This window comes from Rhodococcus sp. IEGM 1318 (genome assembly GCF_033142465.1).
GTDB lineage: Bacteria > Actinomycetota > Actinomycetes > Mycobacteriales > Mycobacteriaceae > Rhodococcus_F > Rhodococcus_F qingshengii_B.
Map to the genome: position 1 here is coordinate 121,307 of NZ_JAWLSC010000007.1, position 20,883 is coordinate 142,189.

Here is a 20,883-nt window from a genome sequence, read left to right on the forward strand (position 1 = left end):
TGGCAATCCTGTCTCTGATGTAGAACGTGTTCTAGTTGTATCACCAACGTGGACATTTCTAAAGGCCTCTACTCACGCCGTCTAATCACGGGGCAGGCCCAGAATTCTCTCCGCGGCAACGGTCAACAGAATCTGCGTGGTTCCGCCGGCAATCGACAGGCATCGCGTGTTGAGGAACTCACGCGAGAGCGGACCCTCCACCCATCCGGCCGAGCCACCCAATTCCATGGCGAACTCTGCGACATTCTGACGCTGGCGCACGCCCACCAGCTTGCGGACGCTCGACGCCGGGCCCGGATCCTGACCATCCAATTGCCGCAGTGTCGTGCGCAATTCCAGCAACGAGCCGACCATGGCGGTTCCGATCAGCCCACCGAGCTTGTCGGCAACCACAGGATCAGGATCGCCTGCCAGCTCGAGCAATTCCTCCATCGCACCGCCGAGCGAAGAGCCACCGCTCATCGCGACTCGCTCGTTGGCGAGGGTCGTGCGGGCCAGCTTCCAGCCTCCACCGAGTTGGCCGACGACGCACTCGTCCGGCACGAAGACGTCGTCGAGGAAGACTTCGTTGAACAGGGCGTCTCCGGTGATCTCACGCAGCGGTGAGATCCGAATCCCAGCCGTCTTCATGTCGAGAAGGAAGTACGTGATGCCCTTGTGCTTGGGAACATCGCGATCGGTCCTGGCAAGGCAGATGGCCCAGTCAGCTTCACGTGCAAGTGAAGTCCAGACTTTCTGACCATTCAGCTTCCAACCGCCTTCGACCTTTTCCGCGGTCGTGCGCAGTGCTGCAAGATCCGAACCTGCACCAGGTTCGCTGAAGAGCTGGCACCAGGTGATCTCGCCCTTGAGCGTCGGAGTCGCGAATCTTTCGATCTGCTCCGGACTGCCGTGCTCGAGGATGGTTGGCACTGCCCACCACCCGATCACCAGATCGGGGCGGCCGATACCGACGGCCGCCAACTCTTCTTCGATCAGAATCTGTTGCGCGGCCTTGGCACCCCGGCCGTACGGCTTGGGCCAGTGCGGTGCAAGGTAGCCCGATTCGGCCAACGCGTTGCGCTGTTCGGATTCGGGCAGCGCCACCAATTGCGCTACCTCTTCGCGAATGTCGGACCGGTCGGATTCGAGCTCACTCAAGTCGATCTGAAGGTGACGCCGTGCGCCGCCGATCGTCAATTCCGCGACGCGTGCGCGCCAGTGAGACGATCCGCCCAGAATCTGCCGGAGCGACAGTGCTCGACGAAGGTAGAAGTGCGCCTCGTGCTCCCAGGTGAATCCGATTCCACCGAGCACCTGAATGCAGTCTTTTGCCGTGTCGACTGCGGCGTCCAGCGACACCGCGGCCGCCACTGCTGCGGCGATCGGAAGTTCGTCGCCCGACTCGGCAGCGACCGCGGCGTCCCAGGCAACCGCTCCGGCATTCTCTACGCGGCACAGCATTTCGGCACAGATGTGTTTGATCGCCTGGAACGAACCGATGGGCTTTCCGAATTGTTCGCGAATCTTCGCGTACTCCACCGCAGTACGCAGACTCCACGCCGCAATTCCGGCTGCTTCGGCGGCCCCCAGTACCGCCGCGAGATCGGAAACCGATCCGGGCGCAATGTCATCGAGGATTCGGTCGGCGTCGACCGTCACTCGGTCGAACGAGACCCGTGCCAGTGGTCGTGACTTGTCGATCGTGTCGACGGCGTCGTAGGTCACGCCTTCGCAATCGCCGTCGACGAGAGCCCAGACGAAACGCGAGCCGTCACCTTCAGAATTCACGTCTACCGACACGAGTACCGATACGCCCGAATCTCCACCCCAGGCGTAACCTCCTTCGCCATGAAGCTCGATGCCACCGGACGCGTTCGCCGTTGCCGCAACTGGACTTTCGTCCAATACGACGGCGCACGGCAACGCACCATCGGCGAGCGTTTCGGACCAACGCTTGGCAGCGGGCGACGAACTTCGCCCCACCACCAGAGCTGCCAGCGCAGTCGTGAGAACAGGACCCGGCACGAGTTCGATTGCCGCCTGCTCGAGCATTGCTGCGAGATCGACGATTTCGGCTCCGGCTCCGCCTACCGATTCGGGAACGGCGACCGAAAATATCCCGAGAGACCCGAACTCGGACCATTTCTCCCGCCACGAAACTGCTGGTCCACGGCGTACCATGTCCATCGGCGTGGCCGAGCGAGCCCAGGCCTCTATCGATTCCTGGACCGCCCGCTGTTCATCGGTCGTGGCGATTGTCACAACTGGTTCCCGCCTCTCGATAAGTGACACAATTGTTTAGAACGTGTTCTAATATGACACCTGGCCAAGAGTCAAGGCGCGAAGGAATTTGTCGATGACCACAACATCCCGATCCCGCTCCAACGCGGTTGCTTCTGCAACGCTCGGGGACGACGATCTCAGCTCCAACGCGCAACGCGAACGCCGCAAGCGGATTCTCGACGCAACCCTCGCCTTGGCGTCCAAGGGTGGCTACGAGGCTGTCCAGATGCGCGCCGTGGCCGAGCGCGCCGACGTCGCAGTCGGAACGCTCTATCGCTACTTCCCGTCCAAGGTTCACCTGTTGGTGTCCGCTCTGGCACGCGAATTCGAGAAGATCGATTCCAAGGGCAAGATCCCACCCGGAACCAGCCCGCTCGAGCGGATGCAGCTGATCCTCAGCCTCATCACCCGCGCGATGCAGCGCGATCCACTCCTGACCGAAGCCATGACTCGCGCGTTCATGTTCGCCGACGCCTCCGCAGCGGCAGAGGTCGATCAGGTGGGTCAGTTGATGGACCGCCTCTTCGCACGAGCGATGACCGAAGAGGAGCCGACCGAGGAGCAGTTGGCGATCGCACGCGTGATCTCCGATGTGTGGCTGTCCAATTTGGTGGCATGGCTCACGCGACGTTCTTCGGCCACCGATGTCGCCAATCGACTGGAATTGACGGTTGAACTGCTGCTCGGTGACGGAACTCGGAAACCCGAATAGACGTCCTTTGTCGCATCTGTCATTTTTGCACTGATCTGACAGAAACGTATCGAGCCAGGAGTCGCTGCATCACCTAGATTTGAAGAGGTGAGCGCACAAGATCTGTCCATCGAACTTCGCCGAGCGCTGTCGGGCGTGGCACGCACGCCGCGTCTGCTCGTAGCCTCCGACTACGACGGGACGATGGCACCTATAGTCGCCAACCCGGACAAGGCGTATCCACGCGTGGAAACGGTGCGTGCGCTCCGCTCCCTCGCCAGCCTGGCGTCGACGACGGCTGCCGTGATCTCGGGCCGCGCCCTCAAGGATCTGGCTGCGCTGTCCCGACTTCCCGCCGAAGTGCAATTGGTCGGCAGCCACGGCTCCGAGTTCGACATCGGATTCGTTCACGCGATCGACGCCGACGCCAGGAAACTGCTCGACGAGATCGTCACCGAGTTGGGACGAATCGCCGCCGACACCCCTGGGGCAACGGTGGAAAAGAAGCCCGCCAGCGTCGCACTGCACGTACGCAACAGCAGCGCCGACGACGCCGAGAAGGCGCTCATCGCCGTTCGCACCGAATCGGCACTCTGGCCGGGCGTTCAGGTCACCGAAGGTAAGTCGGTGGTCGAGTTGGCGGTCATCGCCACCGACAAGGGCCACGCACTCGACTTGATCCGCCATCAGGACGGCGCTACCGCTGCCGTCTTCATCGGGGACGACGTGACCGACGAAAAGGCGTTCAGCAGGCTTCAGGGACCGGACATCGGAATCAAGGTCGGCAGCGGGGACACCGTCGCCGACTATCGCGTCGACAGCACCGAAGATGTCGCTGCCGCTCTGGCGTTCCTGCTCGACGAGCGTCGTACGTGGCTTTCCGGTGCCGACGCTCCGCCCATCGAGCGGCTCTCGATGCTCGCCAGTCCGCGCACCGTCGCTTTGGTGACCCCGGATGCGACGCTGACCTGGTTGTGTCACCCGGAACCGGATTCCGCAGCAGTCTTCGCGCACCTTCTCGGCGGAACCGGGGCAGGCCATTTCACGGTCGGGCCTCGCCGAACAGCCTTGCCGCTGAGCCAGAAGTACATCGACAGCACGATGACCGTTCAGACCCGCTGGGCGAGCCTGTCCGTCACCGACTACCTCCCCCACGACGTCCCGCAGGGACGAACCGACCTGACTCGCATCATTTCCGGCCAGGCCGACGCGATCGTCTCGTTTGCACCCCGTCCCGAGTTCGGCCAAGGCCAAGTCACCCTCGAGGTCGTCGACGAGGGTATTCGGGTCCTCGGCACCAACGAGCCATACGTACTCCGCTCCCCCGGCGTGCTGTGGAACATCGCCACCGACGGAAACCAACAGACCGCACACGCCATCGTCGAGCCGTCCAAGGGTGACGTCGTCCTCGAATTGCGCTGCGGAACAGAAGAAATCGGCCCCTCGGAGATTCCGGAGATCGAACGCCGAGCGACTTCGGAGGCGTACTGGTCCGATTGGGCCAAGACGCTCGAACTGCCGAAGCTGAAGCCGGACTTGATGAAACGCTCTGCGCTGACCTTGCGCGGGCTGGTTCACGCCGATTCCGGTTCCATCATGGCCGCCGCGACTACATCCCTGCCGGAAGAGATCGGCGGAGTCCGCAACTGGGACTACCGCTATTGCTGGTTGCGCGACGCCGCCCTCACCGCAACAGCTCTCGTGAGCGTCGGATCCACCGACGAAGCCGAGAACTACCTCGACTGGGTCCACCGCGTGCTCGAAACGCTGCCGGGACCCGAGCGCCTGCACCCCCTCTACACGCTGTACGGGACTTCGCTACCGCCCGAGGCCGTCATCGACTCACTGCCCGGGTACGCCGGCTCCCGGCCGGTCCGCGTCGGTAACGCCGCAAATCAGCAGGTTCAACTGGACGTGTTCGGCCCGATCGTCGAGCTGATCGTCGAACTGGCAAATGCACGCGAAAAAGCCGGTGCTGCTGACCCTTTGAGTGACCGCGACTGGGAACTGGTGTGCGCCATGGTCGAAGCAGTACAGCGACGCTGGTTCGAACCCGACCACGGTATCTGGGAAATTCGTGACAACCCGCGCCACCACGTCTATTCCAAGGTGATGGGTTGGGTCACCGTCGACCGCGCTGTCGATCTTGCTGCCCGCTTTTCTCGTGAGGCTCTTCCCGAGTGGGCGGAACTGCGTGACCAGATCGCCGACGAAGTACGCCACAAGGGATGGAAGGACGACGTACAGTCGTACACCGCTGCCTACGACGGTACCGATCTCGACGCCGCTACTCTGCACATCGGACTGTCGGGACTGATCGATCCGACGGATCCACGCTTCGCCGCAACCGTCGTAGCCACAGAGGCTGAACTACGCAGCGGCTCAACGGTATACCGCTACCATCACGACGACGGCCTGCCCGGCATCGAAGGCGGATTCCATCTCTGTGCAGCCTGGCTCGTCGAGGCATACCTACTGATCGGGCAACGCCTGCAAGCAGAGGCACTGTTCGACCAGTTGGTCGCGGCCGCCGGCCCCACCGGACTACTCGCGGAAGAGTACGACCCCATCGCGGAACGCTCGCTGGGCAACCACCCCCAGGCCTACAGCCATTTAGGATTGCTGCGCTGCGCCCAACTCCTGGCGTGACAGCTACACCCTGACAGCTACACAGTGACAGCTATACCCGGATCCGACCTGATGTTCGCCCGGCCAGTAGTTCGGTATCGAGCATCTCGACTACCGGAACGCCGGATCCCGACGGCGACATCAGGAGTGCACCGGCGCGCCGGCCCTTCTCTTCCTGGGGCTGGCGCACCGTTGTCAGTGATTCGCGCAGCGCCTCGTCGACGCCGTCGAATCCGGTGATCGACAGCTGGCCAGGTACATCTATGCCCTGCCAGCGCGCCCAGTCCAAGGCGCCGAGAGCCAGCACGTCAGTGGTGCAGACCAGTGCGGTGATCTCAGGGTTGGTCGCGAGAGCTTCCGCCGCCGCCGAGTGCCCGGACTGCGATGTGTGGACGTACCGCTCGATCACGGTGAGTGACAGCGGGTCCATGTCGGCCGCCACCATCGCGTCGCGCACTCCTTCGATCCGCTCACGCTGGACGTGGAAGTGCGGGGACTTGAGTCGTTCCTGGCTGACAACGCCGTCCATCCGGTCGCGCCCCAGCCTCATGCAAAGCACACCGATGTCACGGTGGCCGAGACCGATGAGGTAATCGGCCACCTTACGCATGGCAGCGCGGTCGTCGATGCCCACGAGGGATGCACCGGGAATCTCGCGGGGCTGGTCGCACACGACGATCGGAATGTGACGCTCGAGCACAGCAGCGAGATACGGATCGTCGTCGGCCACGGAGTAGACGACAAAGCCGTCGACGCCCGCCTGCTGGACCACGGCCGCAGCATCCACCTCGTCGCGCCCGGGCCCGGCCGGAATGAGCAGCAAGCCCTGGCCGGCATCCTCACATGATTCCGAGAGACCGGCGAGGAAGCTCATGGCGGCCGGGTCACGGAACGAATAACTGAGTGCTTCGGTGAGCAGGAGACCGACGGCGCCGGCTTTGCGAGTTCGCAAGGAACGAGCGACCGGATCGGGTCCGGGATATCCGCGTCGCTTGGCCGCTTGGAGCACTCGATCCCGCAGCTCGACGGAGAGCTGATCGGGTCGGTTGTACGCGTTCGAGACTGTAGTTCTCGACACATTGAGCTCGGCGGCGAGCGACGCCAAAGTGGCTTGACGGCGTGGCTGACGGGACCGGGGCATAAACGGACGTTAGCCGTAGTGCCCGCAGTCGGCGCGTTGGGGCTGAACCGAAGGTGAACTACCAGCGACTATGCGCTAATGTGTAACGGTAACGGTTTCCAATAGCATTTAGCCCAGCCTTTGTTCAGGAGAAAAGCACGTGCGTTCGTCGTCGAAATTCCGCACCGCCACCGCCCTCGCGGCCGTCTCGGTCGCCGCAGCATTCGCGCTCACCGCGTGCAGCTCATCCTCTTCGAAAGACGAAGGCATCACCGTCGTCGCATCGACGAACGTGTGGGGCGACGTCGCGCAGGCCGTCGCCGGCGACAAGCTGACCGTGACGTCGATCATCAACGAGCCGTCCGCGGACCCGCACTCGTTCGAAGCGACTCCCGCCGACGCCGCCAAGATCACCGACGCATCGCTCGTCGTCTACAACGGCGGCGGCTACGACCAGTTCATCACCGACGTCCTCGACGCAGGCAAGGGTGAGCAGAAGACGGTCAACGCCTACAACCTGCTCGACGGTGGCATCCACGCCGGCGAAACCGCGGGCGAATCGCATGACGGTCACACCCACGGCGCAGTCAACGAACACGTCTGGTTCGACATCCCGACCGTCGACGCCGTCGCACATTCGGTTGCCGATCAGCTGAGCGCGCTCGATCCGGACAACGCGGCGACCTACGAGGACAACGCGAAGGCATACAGTCAGAAGCTCGCCGGCGTCACGGCCATCACCGACTCCATCGCCGCTGCCCACGCGGGCGCACCGGTGGCTCAGACCGAACCGATCGCGCACTATCTCCTGGTTGCCGCTGAACTGAAGGACGCAACTCCCGAAGAGTTCACCAGCGCCATCGAAGACGGCAACGATCCGTCACCGGCCGCAATCGCCGCAACCCGCCAGCTCCTCTCGGACAAGCAGGCCCGCGCACTGGTCTACAACATCCAGACGCAGGACAAAGTGACCCAGGACATGCGCACCACAGCCGAAACCGCCGGAGTGCCCGTCGTCGAGGTTACGGAGACTCTGCCTGAGGGCCTGGACTACATTCAGTGGCAGACGCAGACCGCGGAGTCGCTCGCAAACGCCCTCTCTGCCCAGTAATTTTTGCCCCACCATTTCCGAGAAGAACCGATCGGCTTGTGACAGAAACTTCCGCGAATACTCCTGTGCCCCCTGGTAACGCCGTGCCTTCTGGTAACACCGCGCCTTCAGGAAACACCGTGCCCGCTGTGACGCTGAAGGGTGCTCGATTATCTTTCGGCGCCCGCACCCTCTGGGACGGACTCGACCTCGAGGTACAGCCAGGTGAGTTCATCGCCGTGCTCGGACCGAACGGGTCTGGCAAGACCTCGCTCCTGAAGATTCTGTTGGGTCAACTGCAACTCAGCGGCGGTAGTGCTCAGATCGTCGGCACGCCGGCACGGGCCGGTAACTCACATGTCGGGTACATCCCGCAGCAGAAGTCGATCGACGACGGCCTCCCGCTCCGCGGCCGCGACCTGGTCGGCCTCGGCGTCGACGGTCACCAGTGGGGCACGGGGCTACTGCGCCGGGGTCGTCGACGCAAGATCGTCGACGACGCCATCGCGCAGGTCAGCGCCCAGTCGTTTGCCGACGCCCCCATCGGTTCCATGTCCGGCGGTGAGCAGCAGCGACTGCGGATCGCTCAGGCTTTGGTCGGCGACCCGCGGATCCTGCTGTGCGACGAGCCGCTGCTCAGCCTCGACCTCGCCAACCAGCACCTGGTCTCGACGCTGATCGACAAGCGTCGACGCAGCCATGACACGGCGGTGCTGTTCGTGACGCACGAGATCAATCCGATCCTGCCGTTGGTGGATCGAGTGCTCTATCTGGTGGACGGCAAATTCCGGATCGGGACGCCGGCCGAAGTGATGACGTCCGAGGTTCTCTCGGATCTGTACAACACCGACGTCGAAGTGTTGCAGGTTCGTGGCCGCCTCGTCGTGATCGGCACCGGAGATGCCATCGATGCGCTCGGCAGCGCGGGCGGACTGCGTCCAGGCGAAGGCGTTCACCATTCTGATGAGGATCACCACCAGTGAGTAACAAGTTCACCGATGCGATGTCGCGGATGTTCGACGTGTCCGCCACCGTCGATCTACTGCAGTACGACTTCGTCCAACAGGCGTTGATCGCGGGCGCCATCCTCGGATTGCTGGCAGGCATCATCGGGCCGCTGATCGTGAGCCGCCAAATGTCGTTCTCGGTGCACGGAACTAGTGAGCTGTCACTGACGGGTGCATCCGCCGCGCTTCTCGTCGGTGTGGGCGTCGGCTTCGGCGCCATCGTCGGATCCGTGGTCGCGGCAGTGCTGTTCGGACTGCTCGGAGCCAAAGCGCGGGACCGGGATTCGGTGATCGGCGTGATCATGGCTTTCGGCCTCGGCCTGTCGGTATTGTTCCTCTGGGCGTACGACGGTCGCACGGGAACCAGCTTCTCGTTGTTGGTCGGACAGATCGTGGCACCGGGAAACAGCGGTCTCGAACTTCTGCTGCTATGTGCGGTCATCGTGATCGGCACACTCGGATTCATCTACCGCCCTTTGCTGTTCGCGAGCACCGATCCCGAAGTTGCTGCAGCTCGCGGTGTTCCGGTTCGGGCACTGTCGATCGTGTTCGCAGTGTTGGTCGGCATCACCGCCGCGCTCGGCGTGCAGATCGTCGGCGCTCTGCTGGTGATGTCGCTGCTGATCACTCCCGCAGCGGCCGCCGCGTACGTCACGGCAAGCCCGCTCAAGGCCACGATTCTCTCCGTCGTGTTCGCCGAACTGGCGGCCGTCGGCGGCATCCTTCTCTCGCTGGCCCCCGGCGTTCCCGTCTCGAGTTTCGTCACCTCGGTCTCGTTCGTGATCTACCTGATATGTCGACTCTTCGGATCCGCACGTCGCAAGAATGCCGGACGGATTCCGGCACACGCCTGAACACCGCGAGCCCGCATATCTCGAAGCTCATGTACCTAGAATCGAAGTATGGGCTACAGCGTTGATCTGAACAGCGACCTCGGCGAGGGCTTCGGAGCCTGGACCCTGGGCGACGACGACGCGATGCTCGAACTTGTCACAAGCGCGAACATGGCCTGTGGATTCCATGCCGGCGATCCGACGACACTGTTGGCGACTTGCGAATCCGCAGCCACCCGCGGCGTACGTATCGGCGCGCAGGTGGGGTACCGAGACCTCGCCGGTTTCGGCAGGCGCTTCATCGACGTCTCTCCGAAGGACCTGACCGCCGACGTCATTTATCAAATAGGGGCGCTCGACGGTTTGGCTCGTGTCGCCGGATCGCGGGTCACGTACGTCAAACCCCACGGCGCGCTCTACAACGCGATCGTTCATCACCGTCGGCAAGCACGGGCCGTGGTCGCCGCTGTTGTCGCCTACGACAGTTCGCTACCTGTTCTCGGACTGCCGGGTTCGGTGTTTCTGGAAGAAGCTCGCGATGCCGGACTCGAAATCGTCGCCGAGGTTTTTGCCGATCGCGCGTACACGGCGGAAGGCACCCTGGTTCCCCGCACCGAGTCGGGCGCCGTTCTGCACGACCCGACGCTTGTTGCAGAACGGGTTCGGCGAATGGTCGTCGACGGCGAGTTGGACGCAGTCGACGGGAGCACGTTGAAAGTCGCTGCCGCATCGGTGTGCGTACACGGTGACAGTCCAGCAGCCGTCGACATGGCCGTGGCAATCCGCGCTCTCCTCGACTCTTCCGGCGTCGAGATCACACCGTTCACATGATCACGATCCTGCCCGCCGGTGAATCCGCAGTCCTCGTCGAGTACGAGGAACTGCCGAGCGTGCTGGGCAACTTCAGGGCTCTCGACGCCAGTCGGATCCCCGGAGTGATCGACCTGATTCCCGCGGCGCGAACCATCTTGATCGAATACGACAACACGATCACCGGGCACAAACTCGTGGAGAAATGGGTCCGTGGGGCCGTACCGATCGAACTCACAGCAAACGAGAGCGGACCTGCTGTCGAGATTCCGGTCCGCTACGACGGCCCCGATCTCGTAGAGGTGGGCAAGATGACCGGACTCGGGGTCGACGGTGTGATCGATGCTCACACGGCTGCGTCGTGGACCGTCGCGTTCATCGGATTCGCTCCGGGGTTCGCATATCTGACCAGCAGCGAGAGAAAGCTCGAGGTTCCACGTCGATCGGACCCGCGCAGGCAGGTCCCGGCCGGTGCAGTCGGGTTGGCCGGACCGTTCTCGGGCGTCTACCCGCGGCGTTCCCCGGGCGGCTGGCAGTTGATCGGAACGACGGAACTGTCGGTGTGGGACGCCGAGCGCCGCTCGCCGGCACTGCTTCTACCCGGCACCACGGTCACCTTTGTCCGTACATGATTTTGGTGCAAGCATAATTTTGGTGTCTTCACCGCGTTGTTGCGGGACAATGGATTCATGGCCTGGCTCGAGGTAGTGCGTACCGGCCCGCTCGCCACAGTTCAGGACCGCGGGCGGAGAGGCTACGGCGCCCTCGGGGTCGGCCGATCCGGCGCCGTCGACATGATCTCGCACGACAGCGCTAACAGACTTGTAGGCAACACTTTTCGAGCGGCAACCATCGAAGTCACCACTGGGGGTTTTGCTATGCGGGCCGTCGGTTCGATGACGGTGGCAGCGACAGGCGCGCGGGTGCCGCTGGCCGTCGACGGACAGTCTGCACCTGACTACGCGAGCATCCACCTGGCTGGTGGCAGCATTCTCGAATTGGGTTACAGCACAACCGGGTTGAGAACGTACATCTCAGCACGCGGTGGCGTCGACGTCCCGCAGGTACTCGGCAGCAGATCCACCGACACGCTCTCCGGACTCGGGCCGCCGCCGCTCGCCGTCGGCGATCACCTCCTCCTCGGGGCCGAGGAAGGGACGTGGCCCACCGAAGAGTTGATTCCACCGCCGGCCCCTCCACTCGGCGCAGTTCCACTCGAGATCACGCTCGGCCCAAGAAATTCCTGGTTCACTGCCGCATCCGTTCAGGCGCTCCTGCACACCACATGGAAAGTCACCGAACACACCAACCGCGTCGGTGTCCGGTTACAGGGCCAAGGGCCTCTGCACCGCTCGCGCACGGAGGAACTGCCGAGCGAAGGCGTCGTCGTGGGGTCTATCCAGGTGCCACCAGGCGGAGCGCCCGTCGTATTTCTCGCCGACCATCCCGTGACCGGCGGATACCCCGTCGTCGCCGTCGTCTCCGACGCAGGGATTGCGTCGCTGGCACAGCTGCGGCCCGGCAGCACCATTACCTTCAAGGCCACTACTCGGCCGTCGTAGCGCTGATAGTCTCAGCCGCGCCAGCAACGCTGCCGGCGGCGCTCGTCCGTCGCCAGAACCTGAAGGACTGTCACACTATGAGCCCTAAGAGCAGCACACTTGCTCTCGGAATAGCGTCACTGATCACTGCTGCACTCGTCCTGTCCGGATGCAGCAGTTCGGAAAGCGGCGACGCCGTCTCCAGCGAAACAACCACTTCCGAAAGTTCTGCATCCTCGCCGTCGGCCGCTGCCGCGACGCCGACTTTGCGGGACGGGACACCGTTCATCGGCGAGCGGACGACGATCGAGACCGGCAACGACCCCGAAGCGCCGAGCATCAGCGTCAGCCTCCCGCCAAGTTGGACCCAAGGCGAGAACATCCCCGCCGGGGTTACGGATGCGCTGTCCAGCAACAGCCGGGAACCCAGCGGTTTCATGCCGAACACCACCGTGAAGGTCGAAAACCACAGCACCGCAACAAAAGACGAGGTTCTTGCCGCTGAGCGTGAAACGATCGCCACCCTCGACGGGTGGACCGAAGTGAAGTACACCGAGATCGACGTCGACGGACAGCAGGGGTTCCGCCTCTCCGGAACCTGGACCGCCCCAAACCTGGGCGTTCCGCTCTACGCCGTCATGACAGTCGTCGCTTACCAAGCCGACGACAACTCGCCGGTCTACTTGGTCAGCTTCGCAAACCAGTTCACCGATACGACAAACATGCAGACGTCCAACCAGGTGGAAGAAATCAACACTTCCATCGAATTCGGCTAAGCGCCTGACCGAACAACAATGGCCACTGAGCGAACCGAGGCCACCACCCACTGAGCCGAGCGATCCGCTTGAACGACCGGTTCGGGGTCAGCGGGATCAACCGAATCACCTGCATCACTGGCCACCTCCAGCGTCGCGGCTGTCAGTTTCCGGTGTTTCAGTGGTCTCGGTCGTCGTCCCGCCGACGTGCAATCTTTTGGCGCGATTGCGCTCCATCGCCCTTGCAACCGCCCGCCAAATAGGAAAGCGTTACCTAAGTCGTTCGCGGTATGATCCACCGATGAGTTCCACAGGATTTCCGTACTGGGCTGTGCCGGCAGGCCGGTACGTTCCGCTCCCTTTCTCCATGACCACGTCCACCATCGGGCGCGATCAGAAGCGTGCGTGGCGTGAGATCCGCCATCCCGAACACGAACTCCTGTGGGGCGCTTCCGGAGAGATGAGCGCCTACATCGACGACGTGCGTTGGCAGATCCCACCGACGGTCGGCATGTGGATTCCTGCCGGAACTCCACGGCGCATCACGCTCGGCGCATCCACCGAGGCGCGCTTCACCTACTTCCGGCCCGAGTCGTTCCCCCACCCGTGGACAAAACCCGCGATCATCGGCATCGACGACGTGGTCAAAACGATGCTCATCCACCTGCACCAGCGAAATATGCCGACCGAGGCTCGCTTGCGCGCCGAATCAGTAGTCTTCGACACCCTCGCGCCCATCGAGGCAGCCGATGTCGCAGTGCCGATGCCCGCCGACCCCCGGGCCCTTGCCGTTGCACGCCGTTTGATCGCCGACCCCGCCGATCAACGAGGGCTTGCCGATTGGGCCTATGTGGTCGGCGGAAGCCCCCGAACCCTGAGCCGCGTGTTCTCTCAGGGCACGGGGATGTCCTTCACCGAGTGGAGAATTCAAGTTCGCGTCCGCGCTGCGATGTCCTATCTCGCTGCGGGCGTTCCTGTTTCGACGGTAAGCCGCCGAGTCGGATACGAAACCCCCAGCGCCTTCACCAGCGTGTTCCGCAAGGTCACCGGACGGACACCGAAGAACTATTACTCGGACGCGTGCGAATTGTCGGCCTAGCTGGTCAGAAGCATCAGTTGGCCAGAATCATCAGCCGGTCAGAACCCGTTCATCTTCGAAACCAGTTCCGCGAAGGCATATTTGACACTCAGCGACGTGGGTGAAGCCAGTGCCATGACTCGGGCCAGACCGAGCTGCTGAATCAGCCTGCCGTCCTTGACTGCCGGCAGGTCGGCAAACAACTTGTCCCCCATCAATCCAGGGAGTCCCTGCCCGCTCGCATCGTTGAGCACGATAACGTCCGCATCCAGTTCGTTGTACTGTTCGCGCGATGCGGTCACCGACCCCTGCGTGTCGCCGCACAGCTCTGCGCTTCCGGCCGACTGATTCAGTCCGAGCTGGGTCATCAGGATGACTCTGCCGTCGTCGGCGCAGCAATTGGTGAGGCCGTCGATGTTTCCCGAGAGGAAGGTCAAGGTCTTCCCGTTCAGATCCGGGGAGCCCGCAGCCAGGTCCGCTATGGATTCGTCGGTTTCCTCGATCAGCTCAGCCGCCCGCTTCGGTTGACCGAGCACTGAACCGATGGTCGACAACTGCTCCTGCCACGTAGTCGCCCATGCGGTCTCCTTGAACGGAATCGTGGGTGCGATCTGAGAAAGACGTGCATAGTCGTCTTCGGTGATTCCCGAGACCACCGCGATGATCACGTCCGGCTCCAACGCCAGAATCTGCTCGAACGGCACACCGGAAGTGCTGTCGAGCAACGTGGGTACGGTATCGCCCAACAATTCTTCGTCCCACGGCAGGATTCCGTTCTCCAAGCCTGCCCCACTGAACGACTCCATGGCGACGGGCGTCTTGCCCAGTGCCAGGACCGAATCCTGGCTGTTCCAGCCGATGGTCACAATCCGCTGAGGTTCGGTCTCGATGGTGGTCGAGCCGTACGCGTGATCTACGGTGACCGGCAGCGCACCGGCCTCGGCCAACTGCGTCGTGTCCTCCGACGCTGTTGACTCGGTGCTGCTCTGGCAGCCTGCGAGCAGGGCAATCGCGGCCAGCGCAGCCACTATTCGGGTAGTGCTTTTCATCTTCTGTCAGCTCTCTTCGCAAACGTACTTGTTTCGACCAGGCAGGTATATCGAGACCTGATCCCGGTAATGGGGTGTCGATACTCCATCTGTCCGCTGCCGCGTAGCCCTTGGCATCTGCGAGCACTTTCCGCACTCGCTCCGGCTCTACCGTAGAACTGCACAACGAGTGTTCAGATCTGGGCGAGGAGTTTCACGAGTGTCAGCGCTGCCCGAAACTCGTTCCGGTCCGATGGAGATGATCAGAACCGGTTCGTTCTCCTCCGGACGCGGCCCGCGACTGGTTGCAGCCGTCACCGGCCAGGCGTCGTATCAGGTAGCTCAAGCCCTCATTCCAGTGCTGATCGGTACCGTCGTCGACCGTGCAATCGGAAAGTCCGACAGCACAGCACTTCTCGTATGGCTGGCGGTGATGAGCGCTCTGTTCATCGGACTCGCCCTGTCGTGGCGCATCGCGGTCCGTCTGAACACACAGGTCTTCGTCTACGGCGAACACGACCTACGACTGAACGCTGCCAGACGGGTACTCGATGCCAGAGGCATGCAAGCTCAGCGCTCGACGGGTGAAGTTCTCACCATCTCCACCTCGGACGCCTCACACGTATCGGGCTTCTCCTGGGTTGTCGCCGAACAGGGCTCAGCTTTTGCGGGGCTTGCCGCGGCAGTGATTTCGCTTGCCTTTGTATCGTGGCCGCTCGCACTGATCGTCGTACTCATCACTGCTGCGCAGCTCGTATTCATCCACAAGATCAGCGGTCCGCTGGACGAGCGTGTGTATGCAGAGCAGAAGAAGGCAGCCGAGGCAGGCATGCTTGCAACTGATTTCACGCTTGGGTTAAGAGTACTGAAGGGTTTCGGGGCTGAGCCCACTGCCCTGTCGCGATACGTCAAGGCGAGCCGGGAGTCGATGAAAGCAGCGATCCGGACGGTCAGAGCAATGTCCAGTCTGACCGCGCTCAATTCCGGGGTCTCCGCGTTGGTGCTGGCGTCGGTCGCACTTGGAGCCGCGTGGATGGCGCATCAAGGCGCGATCACCGTGGGCAACTTCGTCACCGTTGTCGGCTTGAGCAGGGTCATTGCCGGTCCGATGGAAACTCTGGGGTTCTTCGGTGCAGAACTCGCTGCCAAGCGAGGCTCCGCACGCAGACTGTCCGAACTCCTGGCCGAGCCGCACCTGATCGAATCGCCGCCCTCCACCGCCCCGATCAGCGCGGTCAGAAGTGAAGACGCCCTGCTGATTTCGATGGACAACGGAACTGTCGTCTCGGCTCGCCGCGGCGAGGTGGTGGGCGTGCGCGCGGACGATTCCGCTCACCGACTGGCACGACAACTCGCCTATCAGACCCCGCTCGTCCCCGACTGCTACTTCGTATTCGGGACCGATGCAACCGAACTCGGTCCGGACGGAGTTCGCGATCAGGTGTTCGTCTCCGCCCATGAAGGAACCGTGTTCACCGGCACCGTCTTCGACAATCTGGCCGCACCGAGCGTCGACTCGTCGGCAATGACGTCATCTGCACTCGACGACGTGTTGACGCATCTGCCCGACGGCCACCTCTCCGAGGTAGGTGAGCAAGGAAAGAAGCTCTCCGGGGGTCAACGCCAACGCCTTCTCCTCGCCCGCGCTCTCCATCAACCCCAGCCGATCCTGGTCCTCCACGAACCCACCACTTCCGTGGATTCTGTTACCGAGCATCGAATTGCACACTCACTGAGAAACTTTCCTGACAAGGCCATTGTGGTGATCACCTCGAGTCCGACCTTGCTCCATTCGTGTGACCGTGTCGTGACGATCGACGGCGACGCTCGGGACGGAGACTCGCTGTGACTGCCACCCTTCCGGATGCATCTGCTGTTCCGGCTGCATCGGCCCTGCCGATCGCGTCGACCAAGCAGACCGTCCGCGCATTGATCGCATTGCTTCGGCCACGCAAGCGAGCGCTCGCACTCACGACCGTCGTACTTCTCTCCGCTACGGCCTGCGGCCTGTCCACCCCCGCGCTGCTCGGACTCATGGTCGATGCGGTCACGGAGGGCAAACCGTTTGTCTCACTTCTACGTATCACCGCGTTCATGCTCGGCGCAGCGGCCGCAGGAGTTGCGTTGACTTGGTGGAGCACACAGCTTCTCGCGAATGTCGCGCAGAACGTGCTGGCCGATCTTCGTGAGGACGTGTTCGCCGCTACGATCGCACAGCCGTCGTCGCTGGTCGAGGAAGCCGGAACCGGTGATCTGATTTCCCGAGTCTCGGGTGACGTCGAAGCGGTCAACACCGTCATCGCTCGGGTGCTACCCGCAACGGTGTCTGCCCTGTTCATGATTTCATTGACGCTTGTCGGTGTGGGAGTGATCGACTGGCGCTTCACCCTGGCCATCGTTGCGGTCGCGCCGATCCACTATTTTGCTCTTCGTCATTTCCTCCGACGCTCCGGACCCGTCTACCGACGCTCTCGAGCTGCGCAGGCCAGGCGGGGACAGCAGCTCATCGAAACTCTCGGTGGCGCAGGCACTGTCACTGCCCTACGGCGAGCTGACGAGCACATCGGCCGAATCGCCGCGACCTCCGAGCATGCCATCAGCTTCGACATGCAGGCAGTTCGACTGCGCACCAACTTCTTCGCTCAACTGAACGGCGCCGAACTGCTCGGATTGGCCGCAGTCCTGAGCGTAGGCTACTGGCTCGTGACCACGGGCTCGGTGTCCATCGGCGCCGCTACCGCCGCCGCGCTCTACTTCCACAGTCTGTTCAGCCCCATCGCGGTATTTCTCTCCAACATCGACGAATTGCAGGATGCGGGTGCCAGCCTGGCTCGCCTGATCGGTGTCACCGCGATGTCCGGGCGTCCTTCGAGCATTCCTCCCTCGGCTCGGTCCGAACCCATCGGCGTCGAGGTGGACCGGGTTTCTTACTCGTACAACAACTCCACTCCGGTCATCGATTCGATCTCGATCGCCATCGCACCGGGGGAACGAATCGCCGTCGTCGGCAGCAGTGGTGCCGGAAAGACCACGCTTGCCAAACTGATTGCCGGCATCATTCCCGTCGGGGACGGGCACATCACCGTCGACGGCACACCGATTGACGACCTGAGTGATGCCGAACTTCGGCACAAAGTCGTCCTGGTCAGCCAGGAAGTTCACGTGTTCGTCGGGACGATCGCCGACGATCTCCGGTTGTGCGCACCCGATTCGGACGATGCGAAGATCGCCGAAGCCGTCGAAGGAATGAAAGCTCAATGGATTCACGAGCTTCCGGACGGGCTCGAGACCAGGGTCGGGGCCGGCGGGTACCAGTTAACGGCGGCGCAGGCACAGCACATAGCCCTCGTCCGACTGGCTCTGCTCGATCCGCCAGTCGTGATCCTCGACGAGGCGACTGCCGAAGCCGGAACCACCGCAGCCGGTCTACTCGATCAGGCAGCCGAGCTCGCTGTCACCGGCAGGACTGCCGTGGTGATCGCACACCGCCTGAGCCAAGCAGTCCGCGCCGATCGGATACTCGTCATGAGCGGTGGCCGCGTAGTCGAGAGCGGGACACATGACGAACTGATCGGCGCGGACGGTTCCTACGCTGCATTGTGGGAAGCCTGGTCGGTACGGAGCTAGATACCCGCCAGACTCACCTGCAAGCTGTTACAACTCAGCTGCTACGACGCCTGCGGGCGATGTCCGCGAGGACAACTCCGGCGGCAACCGACGCGTTGAGCGACTCGACCGGACCGGCCATCGGAATCGACAGGATCGCGTCGCAGTTCTCGCGGACGAGGCGCGAAAGGCCCTTGCCCTCGGAACCGACAACGATCACCACGGGACCGCTGCCGTCGAAATCGTCGAGGGTCGTGTCACCTTCGGCGTCGAGGCCGACGACCTGAACACCCTTCGACGCCCAGTCCTTGAGCGTGCGAGTGAGGTTGGTGGCCCGAGCGATCGGCAGACGAGCGGCAGCGCCGGCGCTGGTACGCCAAGCGACAGCACTCACGCTCGCGCTGCGACGCTCCGGAATCACGACGCCGTGTCCACCGAAAGCTGCGACCGAGCGCACAACGGCACCCAGGTTGCGGGGATCGGTGATGTTGTCCAGCGCGACGAGCAGCGGCGGCTCGGCGTGCTTACGTGCCTCGGACAGAAGATCGTCCGGGTGCGCGTAGCGGTACGGCGGAACCTGCAGGGCGATGCCCTGGTGAAGGCCGTTGGCGCTGAGGCGATCCAGATCGGTGCGGGGCACCTCGAGGATGGAGATGCCGGCGTCCGCAGCGAGCTGAACGGATTCCTTCAACCGGTCGTCGCTCTCGGTGCCGACGGCGACCCACAGCGCCGTCGCCGGAACGCCGGCGCGTAGGCACTCGACCACCGGGTTGCGTCCGAGCACTGTCTCGGGACCGTCGAGAACCTTGCGGCCCGGACCCGGACGGCCACCGCGGCCCTGCTTCTCGTCGGCACGTGCGGCGCGCGCTGCACGCTTTGCCGCGGGATGCTTCGTGCGTGCCTCGGCGGGCGGCGTAGCGCCACGCCCTTCGAGGCCGCGACGGTGCTTACCGCCGGAACCGGCAACCTGGCCCTTCTTGGTGCCGCCCTTACGGACTGCGCCGCGCCTGCTCGAGTTTCCAGCCATTGTTACTGCCCTGCCTTAAGGGACCATTCGGGTCCGTCGGGAGTATCGGTTACTTCGATACCCGCCTTGATGAGGCGATCGCGGACCTCGTCCGCCACCACCCAGTTCTTTTCCGTACGTGCCTGCTGCCGACGATCGAGATCGGCCCGCACCAACACGTCCAAAGCTTCCATTGCCGTCTCGGTGTCGCCACCGGACTGCGTCCAATGCTCGTCGAGTGGGTCGACGCCCAGGATCGCGAGCATGGCCCGCACCTGGCCGGCAGCCACCCGAGCCGCGTCGAGATCACCCCCAGCGAGCGCGGAATTACCCTCGCTCGCCTTGCCGTGGATCTCGGCCAACGCGATCGGCACCGACAAGTCGTTGTCGAGAGCCGCCGCGAAACCTTCGGTCCACGTACCGAGTTCGACGCCACCTGCGCGCTTGTGTGTGCGCAGGACAAACGACTCGAGTCCTTGGTAGGACTTCGCACTTTCGTCCAATGCCTCGTCCGAGTACTCGAGGTTGGAACGGTAGTGCGCACTACCGAGGTAGTACCGAAGTTCTTGCGGGCGAACCTTCTTGAGCACGTTCGGCACCGAGAGAACATTTCCCAACGACTTGGACATCTTCTCGCCACTCATCGTGACCCAGCCGTTGTGCAGCCAGTACTGAGCGAAATCGTCGCCGGCGCACTTGGCCTGCGCGATTTCGTTCTCGTGGTGAGGGAAGACGAGATCGCGTCCACCGCAATGGATGTCAAATGCCGCGCCGAGGTAGAACTCCGCCATGGCCGAGCACTCGAGGTGCCAGCCCGGACGGCCGGGTCCCCACGGTGTGGGCCAAGAGGGCTCACCGGGCTTGACGGCCTTCCACAGAGTGAAGTCGCGTGGATCGCGCTTTCCTTCGGCTGCACTCTCGCCCTGATGAACGTCGTCGAGTTTGTGGCCGGACAGTGCGCCGTACTCGGGGTAGCTCTGCACGTCGAAGTAGACGTCACCGCCCGCCGCGTACGCGTGGCCGTTCTCGATCAGGCGTTCCATCATCTCGACCATCTGCGTCACGTGGCCGGTGGCCCGCGGCTCGATGGACGGCGGCAGCACACCCAATTGGTCGTACGCCCACGTGAACGAACGCTCGAACGTCGTCGCCCACTCCCACCAAGGTCGGCCGGCGTCGGCGGCCTTGTTGAGGATCTTGTCGTCGATGTCCGTCACGTTGCGCACGAAGGCAACATCGTTGCCGTGCGCCAACAGCCAGCGTCGCAGCACGTCAAAAGCGACACCGCTGCGAACGTGTCCGATGTGAGGGTCGCCCTGAACTGTCGCCCCACACAGGTACACCGATGCATGTCCGGGGGCCAACGGAACAAAATCCCGAAGGGCCCGCGTACCGGTGTCGTATAGGCGCAGGGTCACGACCAGC

Annotated in this window: 17 protein-coding genes; 12 read left to right on the forward strand and 5 right to left on the reverse strand. The window is 63.2% G+C overall.

The features are described from left to right. Positions 1 to 81: 81 nt before the first annotated feature. Positions 82 to 2,244, reverse strand: coding sequence for an acyl-CoA dehydrogenase (locus tag R4P65_RS17780; protein ID WP_317827501.1), 2,163 nt, complete (start codon positions 2,242 to 2,244; stop codon positions 82 to 84). A gap of 94 nt (positions 2,245 to 2,338) precedes the next feature. Here R4P65_RS17780 and kstR point away from each other — a divergent pair, with 94 nt between their 5' ends. Beyond that, on the forward strand, positions 2,339 to 2,977 hold the full coding sequence (kstR, locus tag R4P65_RS17785) for a cholesterol catabolism transcriptional regulator KstR (RefSeq protein WP_003945752.1): 639 nt from the start codon (positions 2,339 to 2,341) through the stop codon (positions 2,975 to 2,977). A gap of 87 nt (positions 2,978 to 3,064) precedes the next feature. Next, positions 3,065 to 5,605, forward strand: a complete 2,541-nt coding sequence (gene otsB, locus R4P65_RS17790; RefSeq protein ID WP_317827503.1) for a trehalose-phosphatase — start codon at positions 3,065 to 3,067, stop codon at positions 5,603 to 5,605. A 31-nt stretch (positions 5,606 to 5,636) separates the two neighbouring features. Here otsB and R4P65_RS17795 read toward each other — a convergent pair whose 3' ends face one another. Further along, complete coding sequence (locus R4P65_RS17795) at positions 5,637 to 6,725, reverse strand: LacI family DNA-binding transcriptional regulator (protein WP_317827504.1); 1,089 nt, start codon at positions 6,723 to 6,725, stop codon at positions 5,637 to 5,639. Between the two features lie 139 nt (positions 6,726 to 6,864). On the opposite strand from R4P65_RS17795, the gene R4P65_RS17800 reads away from it, so the two are divergent. From R4P65_RS17800 to R4P65_RS17835, 8 genes are all read left to right on the forward strand, one after another. Then, on the forward strand, positions 6,865 to 7,815 hold the full coding sequence (locus tag R4P65_RS17800; RefSeq protein WP_317827505.1) for a metal ABC transporter solute-binding protein, Zn/Mn family: 951 nt from the start codon (positions 6,865 to 6,867) through the stop codon (positions 7,813 to 7,815). Positions 7,816 to 7,934: 119 nt separating this feature from the next. Beyond that, positions 7,935 to 8,777, forward strand: a complete 843-nt coding sequence (locus tag R4P65_RS17805) for a metal ABC transporter ATP-binding protein (protein WP_214879760.1) — start codon at positions 7,935 to 7,937, stop codon at positions 8,775 to 8,777. Continuing rightward, a complete protein-coding gene (locus R4P65_RS17810; RefSeq protein WP_003945811.1) occupies positions 8,774 to 9,655 on the forward strand; it encodes a metal ABC transporter permease in 882 nt (293 codons plus the stop codon). Before R4P65_RS17805 ends, R4P65_RS17810 begins: the two co-directional genes overlap by 4 nt. 48 nt (positions 9,656 to 9,703) lie before the next feature. Next, a complete protein-coding gene (locus R4P65_RS17815) occupies positions 9,704 to 10,465 on the forward strand; it encodes a 5-oxoprolinase subunit PxpA (RefSeq protein ID WP_317827506.1) in 762 nt (253 codons plus the stop codon). Continuing rightward, the gene (gene pxpB, locus R4P65_RS17820) at positions 10,462 to 11,076 is read left to right on the forward strand and encodes a 5-oxoprolinase subunit PxpB (protein WP_317827507.1); all 615 of its coding nucleotides are present in this window, start codon (positions 10,462 to 10,464) and stop codon (positions 11,074 to 11,076) included. The genes R4P65_RS17815 and pxpB overlap by 4 nt, the downstream gene beginning before the upstream one ends. 57 nt (positions 11,077 to 11,133) lie before the next feature. Next, on the forward strand, positions 11,134 to 12,006 hold the full coding sequence (locus tag R4P65_RS17825; protein WP_317827508.1) for a biotin-dependent carboxyltransferase family protein: 873 nt from the start codon (positions 11,134 to 11,136) through the stop codon (positions 12,004 to 12,006). Between the two features lie 77 nt (positions 12,007 to 12,083). After that, entirely contained in the window at positions 12,084 to 12,761 is a 678-nt protein-coding gene (locus tag R4P65_RS17830) for an LpqN/LpqT family lipoprotein (RefSeq protein ID WP_317827509.1), read from the forward strand. Between the two features lie 280 nt (positions 12,762 to 13,041). Further along, positions 13,042 to 13,839: a helix-turn-helix domain-containing protein gene (locus tag R4P65_RS17835; protein ID WP_031332820.1), complete on the forward strand. Its 798-nt coding sequence runs from the start codon at positions 13,042 to 13,044 to the stop codon at positions 13,837 to 13,839. 38 nt (positions 13,840 to 13,877) lie between these two features. On the opposite strand, the gene R4P65_RS17840 is transcribed toward R4P65_RS17835, so the two are convergent. Further along, the gene (locus tag R4P65_RS17840; RefSeq protein WP_317827511.1) at positions 13,878 to 14,867 is read right to left on the reverse strand and encodes an ABC transporter substrate-binding protein; all 990 of its coding nucleotides are present in this window, start codon (positions 14,865 to 14,867) and stop codon (positions 13,878 to 13,880) included. 199 nt (positions 14,868 to 15,066) lie between these two features. Between R4P65_RS17840 and R4P65_RS17845 the strand changes: the two genes are divergently transcribed. Then, positions 15,067 to 16,695 (forward strand): ABC transporter ATP-binding protein, encoded by a 1,629-nt coding sequence (locus tag R4P65_RS17845; protein ID WP_317827512.1) that lies wholly within the window; start codon positions 15,067 to 15,069, stop codon positions 16,693 to 16,695. Beyond that, positions 16,692 to 18,473 carry an ABC transporter ATP-binding protein gene (locus R4P65_RS17850; RefSeq protein WP_317827513.1) on the forward strand — a complete coding sequence of 594 codons (1,782 nt, stop codon included), beginning with the start codon at positions 16,692 to 16,694 and terminating at the stop codon, positions 18,471 to 18,473. The genes R4P65_RS17845 and R4P65_RS17850 overlap by 4 nt, the downstream gene beginning before the upstream one ends. A gap of 34 nt (positions 18,474 to 18,507) precedes the next feature. Here the strand turns inward: R4P65_RS17850 and rlmB are convergent, their stop codons facing one another. Both rlmB and cysS read right to left on the reverse strand, forming a co-directional pair. After that, positions 18,508 to 19,479, reverse strand: coding sequence for a 23S rRNA (guanosine(2251)-2'-O)-methyltransferase RlmB (gene rlmB, locus R4P65_RS17855; protein WP_003945749.1), 972 nt, complete (start codon positions 19,477 to 19,479; stop codon positions 18,508 to 18,510). A 2-nt stretch (positions 19,480 to 19,481) separates the two neighbouring features. Beyond that, positions 19,482 to 20,876: a cysteine--tRNA ligase gene (gene cysS / locus R4P65_RS17860; RefSeq protein WP_317827515.1), complete on the reverse strand. Its 1,395-nt coding sequence runs from the start codon at positions 20,874 to 20,876 to the stop codon at positions 19,482 to 19,484. Between the last annotated feature and the right edge of the window lie 7 nt (positions 20,877 to 20,883).